Annotated in this window: 15 protein-coding genes, 1 tRNA gene and 1 riboswitch; of the genes, 10 read left to right on the forward strand and 6 right to left on the reverse strand. The window is 51.7% G+C overall.

Annotated features, from left to right (window positions below; genetic code table 11):
• Positions 1-7: 7 nt before the first annotated feature.
• The 6 genes from NBH07_RS08095 (at position 8) to NBH07_RS08120 (ending at position 7969) form a co-directional block, all read left to right on the forward strand.
• Positions 8-1186, forward strand: coding sequence for an AraC family transcriptional regulator (locus tag NBH07_RS08095; RefSeq protein WP_005854148.1), 1179 nt, complete (start codon positions 8-10; stop codon positions 1184-1186).
• Between the two features lie 105 nt (positions 1187-1291).
• Positions 1292-2053 (forward strand): DUF4469 domain-containing protein, encoded by a 762-nt coding sequence (locus NBH07_RS08100; RefSeq protein WP_008773685.1) that lies wholly within the window; start codon positions 1292-1294, stop codon positions 2051-2053.
• 135 nt (positions 2054-2188) lie between these two features.
• Entirely contained in the window at positions 2189-4900 is a 2712-nt protein-coding gene (locus NBH07_RS08105) for a hypothetical protein (RefSeq protein ID WP_156682528.1), read from the forward strand.
• A 39-nt stretch (positions 4901-4939) separates the two neighbouring features.
• Entirely contained in the window at positions 4940-7090 is a 2151-nt protein-coding gene (locus NBH07_RS08110; RefSeq protein WP_009018011.1) for a T9SS type A sorting domain-containing protein, read from the forward strand.
• Between the two features lie 296 nt (positions 7091-7386).
• Positions 7387-7641, forward strand: a complete 255-nt coding sequence (locus tag NBH07_RS08115) for a hypothetical protein (protein WP_009275598.1) — start codon at positions 7387-7389, stop codon at positions 7639-7641.
• Complete coding sequence (locus NBH07_RS08120; RefSeq protein ID WP_009018009.1) at positions 7631-7969, forward strand: type II toxin-antitoxin system RelE/ParE family toxin; 339 nt, start codon at positions 7631-7633, stop codon at positions 7967-7969. The genes NBH07_RS08115 and NBH07_RS08120 overlap by 11 nt, the downstream gene beginning before the upstream one ends.
• A gap of 39 nt (positions 7970-8008) precedes the next feature.
• On the opposite strand, the gene NBH07_RS08125 is transcribed toward NBH07_RS08120, so the two are convergent.
• The 6 genes from NBH07_RS08125 to mutA all read right to left on the reverse strand — a co-directional run bounded on the left by NBH07_RS08125 (position 8009) and on the right by mutA (position 17223).
• Positions 8009-8512, reverse strand: a complete 504-nt coding sequence (locus NBH07_RS08125; RefSeq protein ID WP_009018008.1) for a low molecular weight protein-tyrosine-phosphatase — start codon at positions 8510-8512, stop codon at positions 8009-8011.
• A gap of 34 nt (positions 8513-8546) precedes the next feature.
• Positions 8547-11009, reverse strand: a complete 2463-nt coding sequence (gene priA / locus NBH07_RS08130; protein WP_009018007.1) for a replication restart helicase PriA — start codon at positions 11007-11009, stop codon at positions 8547-8549.
• An 87-nt stretch (positions 11010-11096) separates the two neighbouring features.
• Positions 11097-11705: a porin family protein gene (locus NBH07_RS08135; protein WP_005854130.1), complete on the reverse strand. Its 609-nt coding sequence runs from the start codon at positions 11703-11705 to the stop codon at positions 11097-11099.
• Positions 11706-11997: 292 nt separating this feature from the next.
• Positions 11998-12200, reverse strand: a riboswitch (cobalamin riboswitch).
• Between the two features lie 19 nt (positions 12201-12219).
• A complete protein-coding gene (gene coaW, locus NBH07_RS08140) occupies positions 12220-13074 on the reverse strand; it encodes a type II pantothenate kinase (RefSeq protein ID WP_156682529.1) in 855 nt (284 codons plus the stop codon).
• A gap of 129 nt (positions 13075-13203) precedes the next feature.
• Positions 13204-15351, reverse strand: a complete 2148-nt coding sequence (gene scpA, locus NBH07_RS08145; RefSeq protein ID WP_005854126.1) for a methylmalonyl-CoA mutase — start codon at positions 15349-15351, stop codon at positions 13204-13206.
• A gap of 12 nt (positions 15352-15363) precedes the next feature.
• Positions 15364-17223: a methylmalonyl-CoA mutase small subunit gene (mutA, locus tag NBH07_RS08150; protein ID WP_009018005.1), complete on the reverse strand. Its 1860-nt coding sequence runs from the start codon at positions 17221-17223 to the stop codon at positions 15364-15366.
• Between the two features lie 271 nt (positions 17224-17494).
• On the opposite strand from mutA, the gene NBH07_RS08155 reads away from it, so the two are divergent.
• The 4 genes from NBH07_RS08155 (at position 17495) to NBH07_RS08170 (ending at position 20450) form a co-directional block, all read left to right on the forward strand.
• Positions 17495-17566 (forward strand) — tRNA-Glu (locus NBH07_RS08155).
• A gap of 95 nt (positions 17567-17661) precedes the next feature.
• Entirely contained in the window at positions 17662-19155 is a 1494-nt protein-coding gene (locus NBH07_RS08160; RefSeq protein ID WP_009018004.1) for an NAD-dependent epimerase/dehydratase family protein, read from the forward strand.
• Positions 19156-19281: 126 nt separating this feature from the next.
• Positions 19282-19497, forward strand: coding sequence for a winged helix-turn-helix domain-containing protein (locus NBH07_RS08165; protein ID WP_005854120.1), 216 nt, complete (start codon positions 19282-19284; stop codon positions 19495-19497).
• A gap of 104 nt (positions 19498-19601) precedes the next feature.
• On the forward strand, positions 19602-20450 hold the full coding sequence (locus tag NBH07_RS08170) for a sugar phosphate isomerase/epimerase family protein (RefSeq protein WP_005854118.1): 849 nt from the start codon (positions 19602-19604) through the stop codon (positions 20448-20450).
• The last annotated feature ends 33 nt before the right edge of the window (positions 20451-20483 follow it).

Raw genomic sequence — 20483 nt, forward strand, 5'->3', positions numbered from 1 at the left:
AACCAACATGAACGACCACCTACTCTACTTAGCCTCGACAGGGATCGTAGCCTTTACCTGCCTTCTGGTCAGCGGACTGCTGTTGTCGCTGAAGACCTTGCGGGAAAGCACGATCCCCAAGTACCGGACGGCCTGCAAGTATCTCGCCTTGGCCTCGGCATTGGTAGGCATAGGGCATATCTTCATCTTGTCTTCCGGCACGGACGAGCGAACCATCATGGAGTTGTTCTACTTCCCCATCCTGCTAATCAGCGCCTCGCAAGCGTTGCTGTTCACGTTCCTGCTCACCCTCTTATTCAGGGGAAAGAACGTGACCCGGAGGAATATCCTCCTCCACGCCATGCCTACGATCGCGCTTACCGTAGCCTACACGATCGCTTGTCTCTTCCGGGAGGATGTCCATACGTATCGTTTCGACGTATGGTGGGATAATATTGGGAACCCGCCCCTGCTGATACGTACGCTCACGTGCCTCGTATACCTTGTCCAGCTAGGGGGCTATACGCATTTTTTCTTCCGGGAGCGGGCGATCTATCTAGGTAACCTGAAACAGATACCCCAATCACCCGAGCGACTGGAATTGCGCTGGGTAACCCGTGCCTTCCTATGGGCGCTGGGTATCGGCATCGCCGCCGTGAGCCTCTGTTTCTTCCCGAATAATTACTATAACACGGCGGTCAACTTCGTGTTCGCCCTCTTCTACGCCTCGGTATCGATCCACTACGCCAACTACCATTACACGTACGACCAACTATACCTACGGCTCAACCTCGCCCCGCAAGCCGACGCCGATACCGATCCCAACCGGATGGACCTAGAGGATCTTATCGGCGGGTTGCTGGAAATCGAGGAGGACGAGTTGTTCCAGCAAGCGCAAAACTATATGGCCAGCTCCTCACCCTTCCTCAACCCGAATTTCAGCCGGCAAGACCTGGTACGTGCCCTCGGTACCAACGAGAAGTATCTCTCCACCTCCATCAAGGACAAGCTGAACATCACGCTCAAGGAATACATCGACCGCTACCGGGTGAACCACGCCCGTACCGAGCTGTTGATGCCGGGCGACAGCCGGAGCATGGAAGAGATCGCTGTCGGCGCGGGCTTCACCAGCTCCCGCACCTTCTCGCGTATCTTCCAGAAAATACTGGGAGTCACCCCCGCCCAATACCGGCGGCAGGCGCAATAATGAGCATTTTTCCGAGATCTGTCCTCTTTTTTCCCGGATTTGTCCTCTCATTCTTACCCCGAACCCCGTTCTTTGCTGGCAGTAATCACTTAATAAAGGAATACCATGGCAGAACAAATCATTCTCAACACAGACTTGTACGATAACCTGCTCACCGAGCGCAAGGGCGACTACACCGCCAAGCCGCGCATCACCGGGACATTGTATAACACGGACATCGCCGCCCGCATCGTGGCCGCGCGTACCGAGTACCAACACGGCACGATCCTCAACATCCTCGACATGGCCGACAGCCATAAGGTGCAGGCCATCGCCGAGGGCAAGAGCGTGGTGGACGGCGTGGGCCAATACCTCGTCAACGTGCAGGGGGCCTTCGAGGGCGAGAAGGCGCAGTTCGAACCCGGGAAGCACGCCCTCGGCATCACCTACACCATGGGCAAGCTCTTGCGCGAGACCCTCAAGCTGGTGAAGGTGGTGGTGAACGGCGTGGCGGCCGTAGGTCCGGTGATCAATACCGTGACCGACTCCACCTCCAAGGCCATCAACGGGCAGCTCAGCTCCGGCGGAGCCCTCGTGCTGGGCGGCGTGAACCTGAAGATACAGGGTGATGATCCCTCCATCGGTGTCTACCTCACCCCCACCACCGAAGGGGCCGCGCCGATGAAGGCACCCGTGGTGATCGCCAACTCGCCCTCGCAGGTGATCGTGCAGATGCCGACGCTGGCCGACGGGCAGTACACCGTGAGCCTCACCACGCAATACAGCGGAAGCCGTAACGTAAAAGAGCCCCGCACCTACACCTTCCCCATCATCCTTATCGTAGGAGAAGGCGGTGGGGGCGACAGCGAGAGTCCGGACGAGATCTGAGGACAACGTTGTCCGGCATGTCCGGACAACGGCTGCCAAGCATCGAGGACAACGGCTGCCAAGCCTGCCGGACAGGGGCTACCGGACCTGCCGGAAAAAACAACCGATTTATAAACCCTATTATACACATAGAACATGAGAACATCATTACATGACATCCACCTACCGGCAAGGCGAATATTCGCCTTGCTGATCAGTGTCGCGACACTGATCGCCACCCTCCCGACAGCGGCCCGCGCGCAAGCGGAACCTCCCGGGGCACTCGACCTTGCCACCCTGCCGGGCACCCTGAACAATAACTGGTACATCAACCTCGCGTACCTAAACGGCACGTGGGTGTACAAAGTAGGGGCATCCGACACGCAGGCCCCGACCACCGGCACCCCCTTCAACGGTACCATCACCGGCACGATGCCCGAGGTAGGCCGGCAGTTCGTCATACACCCCTCCACCGATTCCGACAGCGTACTCACCTCCGCCGATCCCGACAGCGGCAACCCACCGGCGCTGACGCTGAAAGACGCCGTCATAACCTCAAGTTTCAACCAGCTCTTCTATATCAAGGCCGGCGCGGAACCGACCCTCCGGATCGAGGGGGAGAACCGGATCGAGATCATGAGCGACCTCATCTATAACTTTGGCACGCTCACCCTGACCGTAGCCGATGCGCAGGAGATAAGCCAAGGTATCCTAAACGGATCTCCCGCGGGCACGGGTACGCTCACGGTCTATGCCCAAGCGCCGCTCAGCATCGGCGCCATCTCCAACTTCCAGAATGCCCGGATGCATCTGGACGGAGAGATACATGTCATCAGTAAAACAGGTGGCTCAGCCTTTAAAAACGACAATACCTCGCCGGACGCGATCACGTTCGGGGATAACGCACGGATCCACCTGCAAGCGAACGGGCTCTGCACCTATGTAAGCGGCTTTATCGAACTGGGTTTCGATACCGCCCCGACCGATGGCCGGACGCTGTCCGTCACCCCGGCAGGCGACGACGAGCCGGCGGCCACCTTCGCGACCGACGGGACCTGCTGGGGTTACGCCTTCCTCGCCGCGGCCGATACGCGGTATACCGCCTCCCTCGACGGCGAGCGGCTATATGCCGGCAGGCGTTACAGCGGGTCTTCCTATAAAGACGGAGACTACCCCTTCTTCCGGACAGACGGGGCATACTGCCGATACTCCGGCGCCACCGCCACCCGCCCCACCCCGCAGCCGCTCGACCTTTCCAAGGACTACGGCTACGGCAGCACCCGCACCGGCATCGACCTCTTCTTCGACCCCGCGGACGGATGGTACTGCGACGAGAAGATGTTCGACGGGACGGTGACGACAAACGGCAGCTCATCCTACATCAACATCCCCGCCACCATCCATGCCGAGGGCGAGGCTACGCTTACGCTGGACAAGGTAAATTTCCAGCTCCCGACGGGCACGGCCCTCACGGTAGCGAGCGGGACGGTGACGCTCCAAAACAACACCTACAACGCCCTCCTGTCCGGAACCCACGCGCTCCGGGTAGAGACGGGAGCCACCTGCCTCATCTCGCCGCCCGCCGACCCAGATAACACCTTGGCGCTGACAGCCGCCGAGCAGGCCATCCACCCCGAAGGCGGCGGCACCGTGAAGGGCCTTGTCCAACTCACATGGCCGGAATCTCCGTCTGGCTACATCTACCTCAAACCGGCGGAACCGGCGAAGAATCCGAATGGTCTGACCTTCAATATTACAGGCATGAAGAGCATAGCCACGAACTACCCGCTCTCCTTCTACCTAGAGAATCAGTCGACGGGCTTGAAACAGGAAGGCTACCGCTCCGACGACCCGGAGCAAACCTACCTCAGCACCTTCCCCGCCGCCCATCCCGACGGGCTGACAAGCTACACGGGATTGCGCGAAATCACGCCCGCATGGATCGTGATCGACAAGGAGACGGCCTTCGACGCGAGCATGCCGGGCCAATGGCTGCGCGTCACCGAGAAGGGTGTCCTTACGGTAGGGAAGATAGGAGAAAATGGAGTATTTCCACTGGTGAATGATCTCGAGCTGCAGGACGGCGGGCAGATCCGGTTCGCCGATGACGGCGTGCTAGGACTCGTAGCGGCCCGCTTCACCCACCTCTTCCCCAACCGCAACCAATGGCGGGCTACCACGCTAGCGGCCGATAATGCCGACAAATTAGCCGGCGATGCGGGAACCCCCTGCTACGTGCGTACCGGATATCCCGACGCCACCGACCAGACTTGGCAGCCGGCGGATCCCGACAACCTGTATATGCAGTTCGCTGCGGGTGACCCCGTGCTGATCGCCGGCGAAGGCCCGGAGACAGACACGCTGCGCCTCAATTACGGCAATACCTACCTCTTCAAGGACAGCCCCGACTCCCCCGTCGAGCCCACCAGCCCCGCCGAGCCGCTCAACACGGGCGTGTTCCTCTTCAAGGGCAATCGGGCCTCGTACAATGTGGAGATGCGAAACATATACGTCCTCAGCGACGACGGCAGCCGCTTCGAGCTGAAGGACCGGGTTACCCTGCGACCCTTTGAGAGCTATGTCGTGGCCAATGCCGCCACCCAAGCCCTGCTGAAGAGCCTCCGCCTGGACGGTATCGTCACGGGTACGGAGCTGGCCGAGACCCCGGCGGACAACAGCTTCCGCGCATGGACCGCCGACGGACGTTTGCACCTCAGCGCCGACCATGCCGAGAAAGTTGCCGTATACCACGTCAGCGGGACCTTGAAGTGCTACCTGCCGCTCTTGCGCGGCGAGACGACGATCGCCCTTCCTTCCGGCATCTATCTCGTCCGCCAAGGCGGTACAACGATCAAGGTCGTCCTGTAGAGCATACATTATATTATATACACTAAAACAGATACAAATATGAGAACATTCAGATATATCCTATCCTTGCTAGCCGCTACGCTCGTCCTGCTGGCGCAGCCGGCGATGGCGCAAGCCCCGGAGACGAGCACGAAGGCGCAACCTTCCGACCCAGTCTTCCCATACCTCCTCACCATCCAGCAACCCGCCGAGGGAGCGACGCTGGACGTAATGATCATGAACGCTGCCGGCACGTACACCGCCGTATCCTCCGGCCAGACCGTCTACAACGGGACCAAGGTAGACCTCTTCTTCGCCCCGCAGGAAGGCTACCGACTGACGGAAGGCTCCATCACCTACAACGGCAACGCTACGACAGCGGAGACCCTGGCACCGAACGACAAGGGCTACACCGCACAGCGTAGCTTCACGATGCCCGCCCAGCCGGTGACGGTTACCGCCGAGGCCGAGCTTATCCGCTACACGATCGCCTACGATCCGGCCGGCGGCACCCTCCCGCAGGGCAGCCCCACCCAATATACCATAGTATCGGACGATCTCACCCTCCCTACGCCGACACACGCCAATACCTACCTCTCCTTCGAGGGCTGGAAAGACGCCGACGGGAATACGGTAGCGACCGTGGCGAAAGGCTCCATCGGCGATCTCTCCCTCACCGCCCAATGGAAAGAGAGCGAGCTGGCAGAGGCGGTAGGACAGCCGACCGAGACCCAGATCATCACCACCATCATGACCGCCGATGAGATACTGGCCGATCTTGCCGCCACATGGCCCAAGCTCACCTTCACCACCGACAGAGGCGACGTGATAGATAGCCCGATCTCGTGGAAACTGAAAGACGGCGCTACCCTCGACCTCACGCCCGGCAAGAAGAACCCCTTCGAATGGACAGCCACACCGCTGCCTGATGGCGTGAAAGGCAATGGGTACGTGATGAACGGCACCACGCAGGTCTACCTCGAAGCCTCCCCTATCATACCGGAAGACAACGGCGAGATCACGATAACGGACGAGAACAAGTTCCAACAAGATGATGGTACCGACAACTACTTCAACGGAGAGATCAACGGAGAGGAGGGCAAGACCATAAACAAACTCACCCTCACCCCTCCCGCCGATACCGATATGACAATAAAGCTCAACGAGGTAACCTCCGCGGCCACCCTCATCAACGGGACCGGGACCGGGAAGACCAACCTCACCTTGAGCGGCACGAACAGTCTGGGTGCGGTCACGATCGAGCCCGGCAACGAATTGACGCTCACCCCCGGCGAGAATGCCGGCGACCTTGTCAACACCGCGGTCACCAACAAGGGCCATTTCACGGATCTTACCGCACGAGTGCCCACCGTGACACTCCCCGGCAACATCACCCTCGAACGGGTAGACCCAGCGGCAAGCACCCCGATACCATCCACTGACGGCTACGCGGAGCTTGAGGCCGGCATAACCGCCCCCGAAGGCACCCAAATGAATTTGACGTATCTATGGCAGATTTTCAACGCACAGGCCGGCACATGGTCTACCGCCCCGGATGACTCGCAGCTGCGCAACGCCTCGAATACCTACAGGACGAGAACCGTAGGCCAGTATCGTTGCCTAGTTACCGCCACCGTAACCGGAGACGGCGGCACGACCACGACCACGACGCTCACCACGCCCCCGGTTGCCGTAACGCCTTATGTTCCTCCCGTAACGCCTCCTACGCCACAGCCCGCTACCTATACCGTAACCCTCCCTGCCTTGGTAGGAGCCTCCACCACCCCGGCAGCCGGAGCGCATACGGTAACCGAAGGCGACGGCTTCTCCTTCACCCTCACCTTGGACGCAGACTATGACCAGTCCGTCCCCGTAGTGACCGTGAACGGAAACGCCCTCACCCCCGACGCAAGCGGCAAGTACACGATCGCCGATATTTCCGCCAACCTGACCGTAGCGATCACCGGTATCGTGAGAAATACCACAACCGGTATCGAGCAAGTGGAAAACGCTACCTTGATCCGTGCCGAGAGCGGAGCCTTGCTGATCCGTACGCCAGTCTCCGTGACAGCGCAGGTGATCGCCCTCACCGGAAACGTAGTCCGCACGGTACGGCTTCCCGCCGGAGACAGTCGTGTAGATGGCTTGGCTAGCGGTATCTATATCGTCCGCCTATCCAATGAGATAACGAAGAAAGTGATAATCCGATAGGCAAGGTTTCACGAGTGAGAGCGGCTGTCATCGCCGCTCTCACAAAAAGAGGTTGTTAGAATGCCCATTGTTAGGTTCTTATAATCGCAGTTATAAGCATCTTACAATGGGCATTCTAGCAACCTTACGATAGATAAGTCCAAGACCAGCTCGAAGCCTTCGGCGCCGCTATAATAAGGATCCGGGACGGGAATAGAATAAAGACAGTCACAAGAATAAACTACCGAAGCATTGTCTAACTGATTCTATTTCGTATATTTGCCATTGAAAACCAGAGACAAAAGAAGGATAAAGATATGACAGCATTAGAACTCAACGCAGAATTATTCCGCCAACTCAGTATCATCGCCGAAGATGAGACCTTGATGCGTAAAGCCGTAGAAGCCATCCGCCGTCTTGCGCAGCAAAAGGAAGCACAGACTGAAGAGACTGAATATATTAGTAAGGAAGAGGTACTTGCCGGAATCCGGCAAGGCTTAATCGACGTAAAAGAGTCTCGTAAAAACGGCACATATCAAAAAACATTGCAGGAGGTCATAGATGAATTATAGAATCATACCGCAAAAGCACTTTCTGAAAGAGCTGAAGCGATTGGCAAAGAAATATCATTCGCTAAAACAAGACCTTCAAGCGTTACAAAATGAGCTAAGCAGCAACCCTTCCGCAGGAATTGATTTAGGCTGTGGCATCCGTAAGATCCGTATGGCTATAGGCAGTAAAAACAAAGGAAAAAGTCATGGCGCACGAGTCATCACCTATACCTATACCGTTAATGATACCGAAGGGATTATCAACCTCATTTATATTTATGATAAGGAAGAGCGTGAAAGTATTACCGATAACGAAATCAAATGGTTAGTAAAAGAAGTTGAACGATAGCCGTAACAACCTCTTTACTGATCCGGCTTCGCCCCGAACTTAAGACAAATGGTCTTTACAATATTCCAACAACCCGGCGCAAGCGTCTTCCAATAGATCCAAGACCAGCTCGAAACCCTCGGCACCGCTATAATAAGGATCCGGGACGTGATCGTACAACTTATTCCGGGAGAACTCAGTCATCCGATGTATCTTAGCGACGGATTCCAGATCGGGAGCCATCCGTTTCAAGTCCGTTATATTTTGGTCGTCCATGCCGATAATCAAATCGAAGTCATGGAAGTCCCACTGACGTACCGGACGGGAGATCGAATCCAACACATATCCCCTACGGGCCGCATGCGCCCGCATCCGTGAATCCGCCCGGTCTCCTTCATGATACCCGGTGATCCCGGCGGAATCGATCTCAATCCGATCTCCCAATCCCGCATCCTTCACCAACCTCTTCATTACTGCCTCCGCCGACGGAGAGCGACATATATTCCCCAAGCACACAAACAACAACCGTACCTTCTCCTCCTTCATCACTAAGCTCCTTTCCATTAATTTTCAATTTTCAATTCTCCATTTTCAATTCTCAAGCCGGGTCCACATCATAATGAACCAGCAACTGCTTAAACGGTACATATCCTTGCATCTCAGTATGAATACCCTCCAATATCTCACGAAGCGGAGCGATCCCGGCGGATATCTCGATCTTCAAGACGATCTTCTTGATATGAAGCGTCTGTACCCGGGTGATAGGCGGCGTAACCGGCCCCAACACCCGCTCACCCAAACGAGCACGAAGTTTCTCGGCGTATAAAGCAGACATTTCCTGCAAAGCCTCCTCATTCCGACTCCGAAGGATCAAGACGATCAAACGGTAGTAAGGCGGGTAACGGAACATACTACGCTCGCTCAATTGCAAGCTCACCATTTCCTTATAAGCAAAATGCTGCACCATACGGATCAAAGGATGCTCCGGCTGAGTAGTCTGCAAGATCACCGTACCCCGCTTATCCCGTCGTCCGGCACGTCCGCTAACCTGTACCATCAATTGATAAGCCCGCTCGTGCGCCCGGAAGTCTGGGAAATTCATCAGGCTATCGGCGCTCAAGATTCCGACCACGCTGACATTCCCGAAATCCAATCCCTTCGACAACATCTGGGTACCAATCAAGATTTGTGTCTTCCCCTTCTCGAAATCCGAGATGATCCGCTCGTAAGCCGTGCGGGTACGGGCCGTATCGAAATCCAGCCGCTCCACCTTCGCCGCTGGGAATTGCCCAGCGATCTCCTCCTCTACCTTCTCCGTACCGAAGCCTTGCATCTTGAACTCCGTCCCCTTACACTCTGGACATACCTGCGGCAAGCGGTAGGTATAACCGCAATAATGGCAAACCAGCTGATTATGCGCCTTGTGGTAGGTAAGGCTAACGTCGCAATTCACGCAATGAGGCACCCACCCGCACCCCCGACACTCGATCATCGGGGCGAATCCCCGGCGGTTCTGGAACAAGATCGCTTGCTCACCCCGGGATAAAGCCTCCCGCACCTTCTCCACCAACAGGGGGGAGAAAAGGGTATCTTTCATAATCTTCTTGCGCTTTAGCTCCTTCACGTCCACCGTAATAATCTCCGGCATCAAGCAATCACCGTAGCGGGTGGATAGCTCGACCAGACCGTATTTCCCCGCCGTAGCGTTGAAATAAGAGTCGATGGAAGGGGTGGCGGAACCCAATAAGGTCTTACCGCCGTGCATACCCGCCAAGACGATGGCAGCGTTACGGGCATGGTAACGGGGTGTCGGGTCTTGCTGCTTATACGTATTCTCATGCTCCTCGTCCACGATAATCAAGCCCAAGTCCTTAAACGGAAGGAAGAGGGAAGAACGGACCCCCAATACCAGCATAGGCTCGTCGCTATGCAGCAGCTTGTTCCAGACCTCCACCCGCTCGTTGTCCGAGAACTTAGAGTGGTAGACCAATAGCTTATCCCCGAATAATTTCGCCAGCCGTTCCGTGATCTGGGTCGTGATAGCGATCTCCGGCAACATATATAAAACCTGCCGCCCCAGCCGCAAGACCTCATGGATCAAACGGACGTATATCTCGGTCTTACCACTGGAAGTCACGCCATGAAGCAAGCAAACCTCCTTCGTCTTGAAAGCCTCATGGATCTCTCCGTAGGCTTTCTCTTGCGCCGGACTGAGCGGATTCGGCTCTTGCAAGCGGCAGACGGATACTTGTAAACGACCCACCTCTTTCTCGTAACTCTCCAAGATACCCCGTTTCAGCAGACCCTCCAATACCGCAGAGGTATAACCACTGCGTTCCAATAGCTCTTTCTTGGAAAGCTCCTTCGATAAAGCGGGATTCAAGGTATGGCTTAAATCCAAGAAGCTGACCAACAGAAGCTCTTGTTTCTTCGCCCTTTTCAATTCTTCGAACACCGCCTGCAATTTCGTCTCATCCCAGTAAGCTTCGGCCAAACGGATAAACGCCTGTGTCTTGGGAACGAATCCTCGCTTTAGCTCCTCGCTCACCTCAACCGCCCCTTTCACCATCAAGGAAGAGACGATCGGGACAACATTTCGGAGACCGGTCTTCTTCTCCAACTCCGAGATCGTCAATTTCAAAACCCCGCTAAAGGCATCCAGTACCGCTTGCTCGTTCGGGCGCAAGGGGGCGGTAGCCTCGAAATCCTCATTATAAGTAACCGCCGTCTCGCTTTCCAACTTTAAGCCGGAAGGCAAGGCCGCCTTATACACGTCGCCCAGCTTACATATATAATAAGAAGATATCCATTTCCAGAAACGGAGTTGCGGACGGCGGAGCACCGGAGTGGCATCCAGCAAAGCGTAGATCTCCTTCGTCTCAAAATCGGATACCGGTTCCCGGTCGTGTACCTCCATGACGATGGCCGTATAATATCGTTTCTTCCCGAAATGCACGATCACCCGGCAACCGGGAGTCACGGCTCTTTCCAGATCTTCGGGTATCCGATAGGTATAGCTATTCTCCAAAGGAAGGGGAAGTATGACGTCCGCATATTTCATTCAAACAGGTGTTTCATTACGAGCCCAAAAATAACAAAAAAGGCCGGACTTCTAAAGCCCAGCCTCTCTCATTTTATTTTCACCTATTTAGAACAAGATCGCTGCCGTGATAGACCATCCACGATTCTTTCCGGCACCGTCGGAGAGGTTCACCTTCTCAATGCTATAGTTATCAGTCAGTCCCAGACCATAATTGAAACCCACCTGCAAGTGGCTGATCAACTCCACGCCGGCACCGAAGTTAAGGCCTGCGCTGAAATTCTTCGCCTTCACCTGATCCGCTACGGAACCCGGGATATCCCAAAATTTATCACCGCCTACACGGAAACCGATATACGGACCGGCTGCCAGATACGCTTTGACGATCGGTAAGCCGAATTTCCATTTCAAGTTGACCGGAACATCGATATAATCCGTCTTCATCGAAGTCTTAACCCCGCCAACCGAAGTCGTCTCCAAACCTTTTTGCGAATACAACACGGCCGCATCGATCCCGACACCCACCAACGGCAAAGTCGTCTCGATCATCGGCCCCACTTGGAAGCCGGTTACGTTATCCGCTTTCAACACGTCCGAGTTGAAATGGACAGACGATATATTCACACCTCCCTTGATACCGAATTTAAGCTGAGCGTTCGCCGGAAGCGCCATCAACGCTAACAAGGCAACCATAAGAAATCCCACGATTTTCTTCATATTCATACTTCTTTTGTTAATTACTCGTTGCAAATAAACGCACTTTTCTAATAATAAACAAATATTCTCTATAGAGTGTTCACGGAATACCCCAGTCCTTTAAACTCAAAGAAAGCATGCATCTTACATACGGAGCTCATCCCGTCGGTCAGATTCATGCTTCTTTCCCTAATTATTATGGCAAAATAATTATCCGAAACCATGAGACGACTTGATAAGAAAACCTTGGATAAAGAATAGTAAAAACCGGATACGGTTCTTGCGTTCTCTTCCGGCCTTTCCTCGAAGCCGTCGAAAATATACACGCCTTGCAGGTCTTCTGACTTACTTCCGGTCTTAAGCGCCTTCCCATTCACTTGAGTGAACAGTGGCAACAGTATTGCTCAACCCGTTTATGAAGCTTACAGCAGCGGGACTGTCCGGGATTCTCACCCGATTCCCTTTTAATCCCTATCCGGCGATTGCCGAAAGGGAACAAAGCATGTAGCAAAGATACATAAAGTTTTGATGTAGCCTAACACTTTCCACAAAAAATATCCCTATATTCCCGGTTCCTGATATAACATAAAGCCGCCCCGATAGCCGTGCGATACTCGGCATACTCCGGTATCTTGAAATGGACATCGCACATCTCCTCCAGACAGGGGAAAATATCCGGGCATTGCGGCAAGCGAGTCAGGTTACCGATCAACACGATATTCTTGATATCGCCATTTAACGAGGCGAAAACAGCTCCTTGCCCGATAGTCTGCAAGACCATATGAACGATACCGAGAGCGATATCCTCAACCTTAGCGTTCGCATCCGCTTTTCCAAAAATAGAGGCTGTCACGTCTAGCGGCAGGCCGGGTAGCGGATGCGGCGTAATATCCCGGATATGCAAGTCGATATCATTCAGGGAACCATGCTCAGCCAAAGACGCTATTTGGTGAAAGTCATGCGTTTTCAATAATAGCTTAGACAAGCCGAGGATGGTTCCGCCACCGATACCCAATCCCCCGATATGCTCGACCGTGGAGCCTTGTACCTTGACAAAAGAGGTACCCGTTCCCATGCTGACCACCAACAGGCTATCCAGTCCCGTATTATACTGCGCCCCTAGCCCATTTGCGAGGAACTCATCCGTCTTCGCGGTTGGTAAGCCATATAAAGGTTGATCGATATAGGCGCTACCTACACCCGTCAAGATCACTTTCTCTATATTCGAGAGTGAGATGTTATTATCATAAATATATTTACCGAAGGCCCCGAATAAAGAGGTTACCGGATCGGTAGCTTTCACGAACATCGGGTTCTTGATCTTCTTATCCTCCACACCGACGATCTTGGTCGTGCTACCTCCCACGTCTATACCTATAACGATTCCCATGATTCTTTCCCTTTTTAATTGAATAATCGCTACAAAAGTACATAAACCCGTATACAATACTAAAAAAGGCCGGACAAAATCAATTGTCCAGCCTCTCTTTATTAAAAAACCGTAAGGTTTAAATGCTATTTATTCGCCTAACAAGATCTCTAGGATCTGGCAAGCTGCCTTCGATACGGAAGTACCCGGGCCAAAGATAGCGGCAACGCCAGCCTTATACAAGAAGTCATAGTCTTGAGCCGGGATTACACCACCAGCGATAACGATGATATCCTCACGACCTAATTTCTTCAACTCCTCGATAACCTGCGGAACCAACGTCTTATGACCAGCGGCCAAAGAAGAAACGCCCATTACGTGAACATCGTTCTCTACAGCTTGACGGGCAGCCTCGGCCGGAGTCTGGAACAACGGTCCCATATCTACGTCGAACCCACAGTCAGCATAACCGGTAGCAACAACCTTAGCGCCACGGTCATGTCCGTCCTGACCCATCTTAGCGATCATGATACGAGGCTGACGGCCCTCTTTCTTAGCGAATTGCTCGCAAAGCTCGCAAGCTTTCTGGAAGTCTGCGTCTTTCTTAGTTTCTGATGAATACACGCCTGAAATAGTTCTAATGATTGCTTTATAACGACCTACAACCACCTCGCAAGCATCGGAGATCTCTCCCAATGACGCACGCAAGCCGGCAGCCTTAACAGCCAACTCTAATAAATTGCCCTTCTTCGTCTTCACGCACTCCGTGATATCAGCCAAAGCTTTTTGAACAGCGGCTTCGTCACGGTTAGCACGCAACTCCTTCAAAGCGGCGATCTGCTCGTTACGTACGGCTGTATTATCAATCTCAAGGATATCGATCGGATCTTCCTTCGGCAAACGATATTTGTTAACACCAACGATGGTCTGAACACCTGAGTCGATACGAGCCTGTGTACGAGCGGCCGCTTCCTCGATACGCATCTTAGGAAGACCTGTCTCGATGGCTTTCGCCATACCACCCATGCTCTCGATCTCTTGGATCAACGCCCAACCTTTATGTACCAATTCATTCGTCAAAGACTCTACATAGTAAGAACCAGCCCACGGGTCGATTTCCTTACAGATCTTAGTCTCTTCCTGAATGTAAATCTGTGTATTACGAGCGATACGAGCGGAGAAATCGGTCGGCAAAGCGATCGCCTCATCCAATGCGTTCGTATGCAAAGATTGTGTATGTCCTAATGTAGCGGCCATAGCCTCGATACAAGTACGTCCTACGTTATTGAACGGATCTTGCTCGGTCAATGACCAACCGGAAGTCTGGCTATGTGTACGCAATGCCAATGATTTCGGGTTCTTAGCGCCGAAGCTCTTCACGATCTTCGCCCACAACATACGAGCCGCACGCATCTTGGCGATCTCCATGAAGTGATTTACACCGATAGCCCAGAAGAATGACAAACGGGGAGCGAACGCATCCACATCGATACCGGCGTTGATACCGGCACGAAGATATTCCATACCGTCGCACAACGTATAAGCCATCTCGATATCAGCCGTAGCACCAGCCTCCTGCATATGATAACCGGAGATAGAGATAGAGTTGAACTTCGGCATCTTCTGAGAGGTATACTCGAAGATATCAGCGATAATCTTCATGGAGAACTCAGGCGGGTAAATATAGGTATTACGTACCATGAACTCTTTCAATATATCGTTCTGGATCGTACCGGCCATTTCCTCCAACTTAGCACCTTGCTCCAAACCTGCGTTGATATAGAATGCCAATACCGGAAGCACACCACCATTCATGGTCATGGAAACAGACATCTTGTTCAAAGGAATACCATCGAACAACACTTTCATGTTCTCCAAGGAACAGATAGATACACCCGCTTTACCTACATCACCAACCACACGTTCGTTGTCGGCATCGTAACCACGGTGAGTCGGAAGGTCGAACGCAACGGACAAACCTTTCTGACCGGAAGCCAAGTTACGGCGATAGAAAGCGTTAGACTCCTCAGCGGTAGAGAAACCCGCGTACTGACGGATTGTCCAAGGACGCATAGCGTACATACCGCTGTACGGGCCACGTAGATAAGGAGGCAGACCGGAAGCATAGTTCAAGTGCTCCATACCCTCCAAGTCTTCTTTTGTATATACAGGTTTCACCTCGATATGCTCGGGTGTTTTCCAATTGGGCTCGATACCATTGGCTTTTGCCCATTCGGCAGCGTTTGTAGCTGCGAATCCGGCATTCTTTATATCTATGTTTTTAAAATTTGGTCTCATAATTGTTTATACTTAAGCGATTCCTAATTTAGCGTTGAATGCTTTCAATGTCTCAAGCACATTGCTCTTTACATTTACGAACTGGTCGATACCTTGAGCCTTCAAGTCGTCCGCGCAAGCAGGAGCTCCGGCTACAACGAATTCGGCACGTCCGGCCAAAGCCTTGTAAGCAGCAGGAGCGAATTCAGCATACTCGTCATCACTAGAGCAAAGAACCACTATCTCAGCACCCGCCTTGACTGCAGCCTCAACACCAGCCTCAACCGTATCGAAGCCTAAGTTATCAATTATCTTATATCCGGCACAAGCGAAGAAGTTAGCGGAGAACTGTGAACGAGCCAAACGCATCGCCAAGTTACCGATCGTCAACATGAATACCTTCGGAGTCTTGCCACTCTTCTCTGTCGCCATACGCAAAGCCTCGAATTCGGAAGCGCCGCGAGAGAAATCAAGAGCCGGGATCGTTGCCTCGCCGCAATGACCACCGCCACAACAGCAAGAACCTTTTTCCTGAATCTTATCGGCAGCTACTTCCGTGAAGTTAGGATACTGGTTAGAACCCAACAGGATCTCACGACGGGTAGCAACCGCTTTCTTACGAGCTACATTCGAAGCGTTAACGGCATTTTGGATCTCACCTGCGTTCACGGCAACGGAGAATCCTCCTTTTTCCTCAACCTCCAAGAACAACTTCCAAGCGACATCGGCCAAGGAATTCGTCAATACCTCTACATAATAAGAACCGGCAGACGGGTCAACGACCTTATCCAAGTGGCACTCTTCCTTCAATAATAATTGTTGGTTACGTGCGATACGCTCGGAGAAATCGTCCGGAGTCTGGTAAATCTTATCAAACGGGCGAACCGTGATAGAGTCTACGCCAGCAAGAGCGGCAGACATAGCCTCAGTTTGAGAACGAAGCAAGTTTACGTGAGCATCGTAAACCGTCATGTTCCACTCTGAAGTCTGTGCGTGAGCAACCATCTTGCAAGCGCATTCGCAGGCCGGCTTATAAGCGGCTACGATCTCGGCCCACAACCAACGAGCCGCACGGAACTTAGCGATTTCCATGAAGTAGTTAGAGCTGATACCAAAATTGAATTTGATCTTCTTGGCAACCTCGTCAGCGGTGAAACCAGCCTCGGTTAGTTTTGCCATCAATTCGTTACCCCAAGCCAAGGCGTAACCTAATTCCTGAGAAATGTAAGCGCCAGCATTGTTGAAAAGGAACGCATTTACAGCCAATACACGGTAGTTAGGCAAAGCCTGTCCAGCTTTGAGCACAGCTGCGGCACCTTCTACCCACTCACTGTTTTCTTTACCTTTTACTAAAGGTTTCTTGAAAGCGTCATAGTTTACAGAACCGTAGCACTTCTCTGCGTCGACACCCTTGCCTTTGAAGTAGTCAGCCAAGATACCGATCAACTTCTCCGCTTTGCAGTTGCAAGTGTTGAAGTTCAATTCTACGGAAGCCGGACAAATACCCTCTAATAAAGTAGCTATGTTCTCCTCGTTCACCTCATCACCTTTGATGATGAACCCAAGAGAAGTAACACCTTTCGTCAAAAGGTCTAGTGCTTTCTCGTTAGCACCCTTGAAGCAGCAAACTTCAATGTTCTGGCGTACCTTCCAATCGTTGTCTTTCTTCGTTCCACGAACATAAGGGAATTCACCGGGAAGAGACTCTGTAGTCTTTAAACCCTCGATGTCTTCTGCACGATAGAAAGGATTTACATTAAATCCTTCGCCTGTCTTCCAAACAAGCTTTTTCTCAAACGGTACCCCTTTCAGGTCGGCCGTTATCTTCGCCATCCACTCTTCAGTAGACACAGGTGCGAATTCTGAGAAAAGTTTTTCTTTAAGTTCTGCCATAATATTAGTTGTTTATTAAACTGGTATTAGTAATGTTCAATACTATTTTGTTCAATTACAGATGGCAAAGGTAGAATAAATAAACAGTACCGACAATGAAAAAACAATGAAATCGCAACTACTTTTAACGCCTTTTAGTGGTATTCTCCCCGTTTTCTTGGCATTTTGATAAAAAACACACTTTTTCTTCAAAAAAACTCAGTCCAACTATTGCAGAATTAAAAAATATATCTACCTTTGCATCGTCAAACAAAAACAATGACATCTAAATGGTGGATTCGTCTAACGGTTAGGACACATGCCTCTCACGCATGCAATACGAGTTCGATTCTCGTATCCACTACAAAAGCTCTCAACCTATTGGTTGGGAGCTTTTTTTTATATACCTTCGCTACCCGATAGTATCCTAAGATTTTTATTATACACTTAAATTATATCATGAAAAGTAAAAAGACCGTCTTTCTGACCGGAGCCACCGGGACGATGGGCCATGCCGGATTGGTCGAGTTGTCCAAACGGCTAGATCGTTTTAATATAACACTCTTGGCTCGTCCGAGCAAAATCAATAAAGAGAAGTTGGCCACCTATGAGGCTATGGAAGGGATCCGTATCGTTTGGGGAGACTTGACGAGTTATCAAGATGTCTTAAATGGAGTAACGGGGGCGGACTACGTATTACACGTAGGTGGAATGGTTTCGCCGGCGGCGGATTATTTCCCTAAAAAGACCTTGAAAGTAAACACGACCGCCGCTCAACACATCGTGGATGCCGTAAAAGCGCAACCGAACGCAGATCAGATCAAGGTAGTCTATATCGGCTCCGTGGCGCAAACCGGCCACCGTAACGCACCGGTTCATTGGGGACGTACGGGAGATCCGATCAATATAAGTGTCTATGATCATTATGCCATCTCAAAGACAATAGCCGAACGTATTTTCGTGGAGTCGGGTATTAAACATTGGGCGTGCCTTCGCCAAACCGGTATCTTATGCCCCGAATTATTATTCAAGGGTTCGGACCCAATCACATTCCACGTACCGCTAGACGGCGTGCTGGAATGGGCTACCGCCGAGGATTCCGGTCGCTTACTAGCGAATGTATGCGAGGAAGAGGTGCCGGATGAGTTTTGGAACCGTTTCTATAACATTAGTAGCGGCCCATCTTTCCGCCTGACGAATTATGAGTTTGAGAGTAAATTGTTAAAAGCGATCGGCTGTCCCGCCCCGGAGAAAATATTCGAACCGAACTGGTTCGCTACCCGTAATTTCCACGGACAATGGTATACCGATTCAGATCTATTAGAAGGATATCTGCATTTCCGCAGTAACCAAACTTGCGACGATTATTTTAAATGGATGGCCAGCCAAGTCCCTTGGTATTTCCACCTAGCAAAGATCGTCCCTCCTATCTTCATAAAACTGGGTATGGGAGCCATCGCTAAAAAGCCGGGACTGGGAACCCGTAACTGGATCAAGAACAGACACCAAGATCGTATATCCGCCTATTTTGGCTCGTATGAGGATTGGCAAGCAATCCCGGGTTGGGATAAGATCCGGACAAAACGCCCCTCCGAAACACCCGTCTTTCTGGATCATGGTTATGATGAAAGTAAGCCGAAGTCGGAATGGGATATCGAGGATATGCGTAAAGCCGCAGAATTCAGGGGAGGAAAATGCTTGTCCCCGGCCATGACAAAAGGAGACTTATCGACCCCACTCGATTGGGAATGCCAATTCGGTCACCGTTTTAAGGCCTCTCCCACATTAGTATTATTAGGAGGCCATTGGTGCCCGGAATGTTTACCGCTCCCTTGGAATTACGACGAGATCGCTAAAGGAAATCCGTTCTTCGCCCAAGTATGGTATCCATTCCACGATAAAAAGGAACACAATGTATACGATGAATCCATATTCGCTGACTTCAAGGAATAAAATTCAACGCATCAAGAGATTTTTGTTTTTTAGATTATTTATCTCAACGCAACATACTTTTACCGGATATTATCTGTTATAACAATATAAGCACTATATACCATAAACATAAAAACAGATTTTATCATGACAAAAGGATCGATCGGATTAAATGCAGGAGCTATCTGGAATTTGCTTTCAGATGGCCAACATTGGAGTTTTGAGGCGTTGAGAGCAAAATCCGCTCTAACAGATGCGGATCTATGGTCCGCTATCGGTTGGCTCGCTAGAGAAAATAAGATTGAAATTGATAACACCAGCAGCCACCCTATCTTCTGTCCGGGTACCAACTTTTATTTTTAAATGACATTTATGATATTTCATTGCGAAGGATTTCACTTTCTTCGCAATGAAATCTTCAAAAAAGTACTTACTTTGTAACCCTAACGAATAAAAACAATACGATTATGAATCCTACTTTCGGAGCTTCCATCCTTTCTTGGATACCACCTATGTGGACACCAGAAGGCGGTCTTTTCGCCATCCAGCAAGCATCTGCCGCCGGTTTTGATTTACTGGAAATCTTATTGCCTCCTTCCATGGAGTTCGACGCTCCAACCGTAAAGCGACAATTGAAACAACACGGATTGAAGGCGACTTGTTCTCTCAACCTTCCCCAAGAAGCGCATATTCCTTTTTATCCCAAGGAAGCGACTCGCCTGATCAAGGCGGCGCTGGATAAAGCGAGCGAACTGGAGGTTGATTACTTGGGAGGGGTCTTACATTCCGGCATCGGGGTCTTCTCCGGCAAACAGCGAACACGGGAAGAAGAGAATACGCTTTGTGAGGTATGGGCGGAGGTTGCCGAATACGCCGGCCGATCCGGAATCACGATCGGTATAGAGCCGATCAATCGCTATGAAAGCTATATGTGTACCTCCGCGGAGGAAGTCTTGCGCTTTATCAAACGCGTAGACGCTCCGAATTTATCTTTGCATCTGGATACTTTCCATATGAATATAGAAGAGACTAGTTTCTATGAACCGGTTATCGCCGCAGGCAGCCGACTTCGCCATATTCACATGACTGAAAGCAACCGGGGAATGCTGGGTGAAGGAAACGTACGCTGGGATGATTTGTTTCGGGGACTACAGGAAATCGATTTCAATGGAAACTTAGTTCTGGAGAATTTCTCCAATTCCGTTCCCGGCATGGCGGAAGCCGTATCTCTTTGGCGTCCATCTAAATACAACGCAGATGAGCTAGCTAAAGGCAGTCTCGCTTTCATGCGTAAGATGACATGCGAACATCAATAAGGCATCAATTACTGCAACCGGCTTTACAGTAGT

The organism is Parabacteroides sp. B2-S-102 (assembly GCF_023656665.1).
GTDB lineage: Bacteria > Bacteroidota > Bacteroidia > Bacteroidales > Tannerellaceae > Parabacteroides > Parabacteroides distasonis.

Excerpts from the sequence above, each read along its gene's own strand:
- NBH07_RS08095 (WP_005854148.1), top strand. The coding sequence starts at position 8 with ATGAACGACCACCTACTCTACTTAGCCTCGACAGGGATCGTAGCCTTT.
- NBH07_RS08100 (WP_008773685.1), top strand. The coding sequence starts at position 1,292 with ATGGCAGAACAAATCATTCTCAACACAGACTTGTACGATAACCTGCTC.
- NBH07_RS08105 (WP_156682528.1), top strand. The coding sequence starts at position 2,189 with ATGAGAACATCATTACATGACATCCACCTACCGGCAAGGCGAATATTC.
- NBH07_RS08110 (WP_009018011.1), top strand. The coding sequence starts at position 4,940 with ATGAGAACATTCAGATATATCCTATCCTTGCTAGCCGCTACGCTCGTC.
- NBH07_RS08115 (WP_009275598.1), top strand. The coding sequence starts at position 7,387 with ATGACAGCATTAGAACTCAACGCAGAATTATTCCGCCAACTCAGTATC.
- NBH07_RS08120 (WP_009018009.1), top strand. The coding sequence starts at position 7,631 with ATGAATTATAGAATCATACCGCAAAAGCACTTTCTGAAAGAGCTGAAG.
- NBH07_RS08125 (WP_009018008.1), bottom strand. The coding sequence starts at position 8,512 with ATGGAAAGGAGCTTAGTGATGAAGGAGGAGAAGGTACGGTTGTTGTTT.
- priA (WP_009018007.1), bottom strand. The coding sequence starts at position 11,009 with ATGAAATATGCGGACGTCATACTTCCCCTTCCTTTGGAGAATAGCTAT.
- NBH07_RS08135 (WP_005854130.1), bottom strand. The coding sequence starts at position 11,705 with ATGAAGAAAATCGTGGGATTTCTTATGGTTGCCTTGTTAGCGTTGATG.
- coaW (WP_156682529.1), bottom strand. The coding sequence starts at position 13,074 with ATGGGAATCGTTATAGGTATAGACGTGGGAGGTAGCACGACCAAGATC.
- scpA (WP_005854126.1), bottom strand. The coding sequence starts at position 15,351 with ATGAGACCAAATTTTAAAAACATAGATATAAAGAATGCCGGATTCGCA.
- mutA (WP_009018005.1), bottom strand. The coding sequence starts at position 17,223 with ATGGCAGAACTTAAAGAAAAACTTTTCTCAGAATTCGCACCTGTGTCT.
- NBH07_RS08160 (WP_009018004.1), top strand. The coding sequence starts at position 17,662 with ATGAAAAGTAAAAAGACCGTCTTTCTGACCGGAGCCACCGGGACGATG.
- NBH07_RS08165 (WP_005854120.1), top strand. The coding sequence starts at position 19,282 with ATGACAAAAGGATCGATCGGATTAAATGCAGGAGCTATCTGGAATTTG.
- NBH07_RS08170 (WP_005854118.1), top strand. The coding sequence starts at position 19,602 with ATGAATCCTACTTTCGGAGCTTCCATCCTTTCTTGGATACCACCTATG.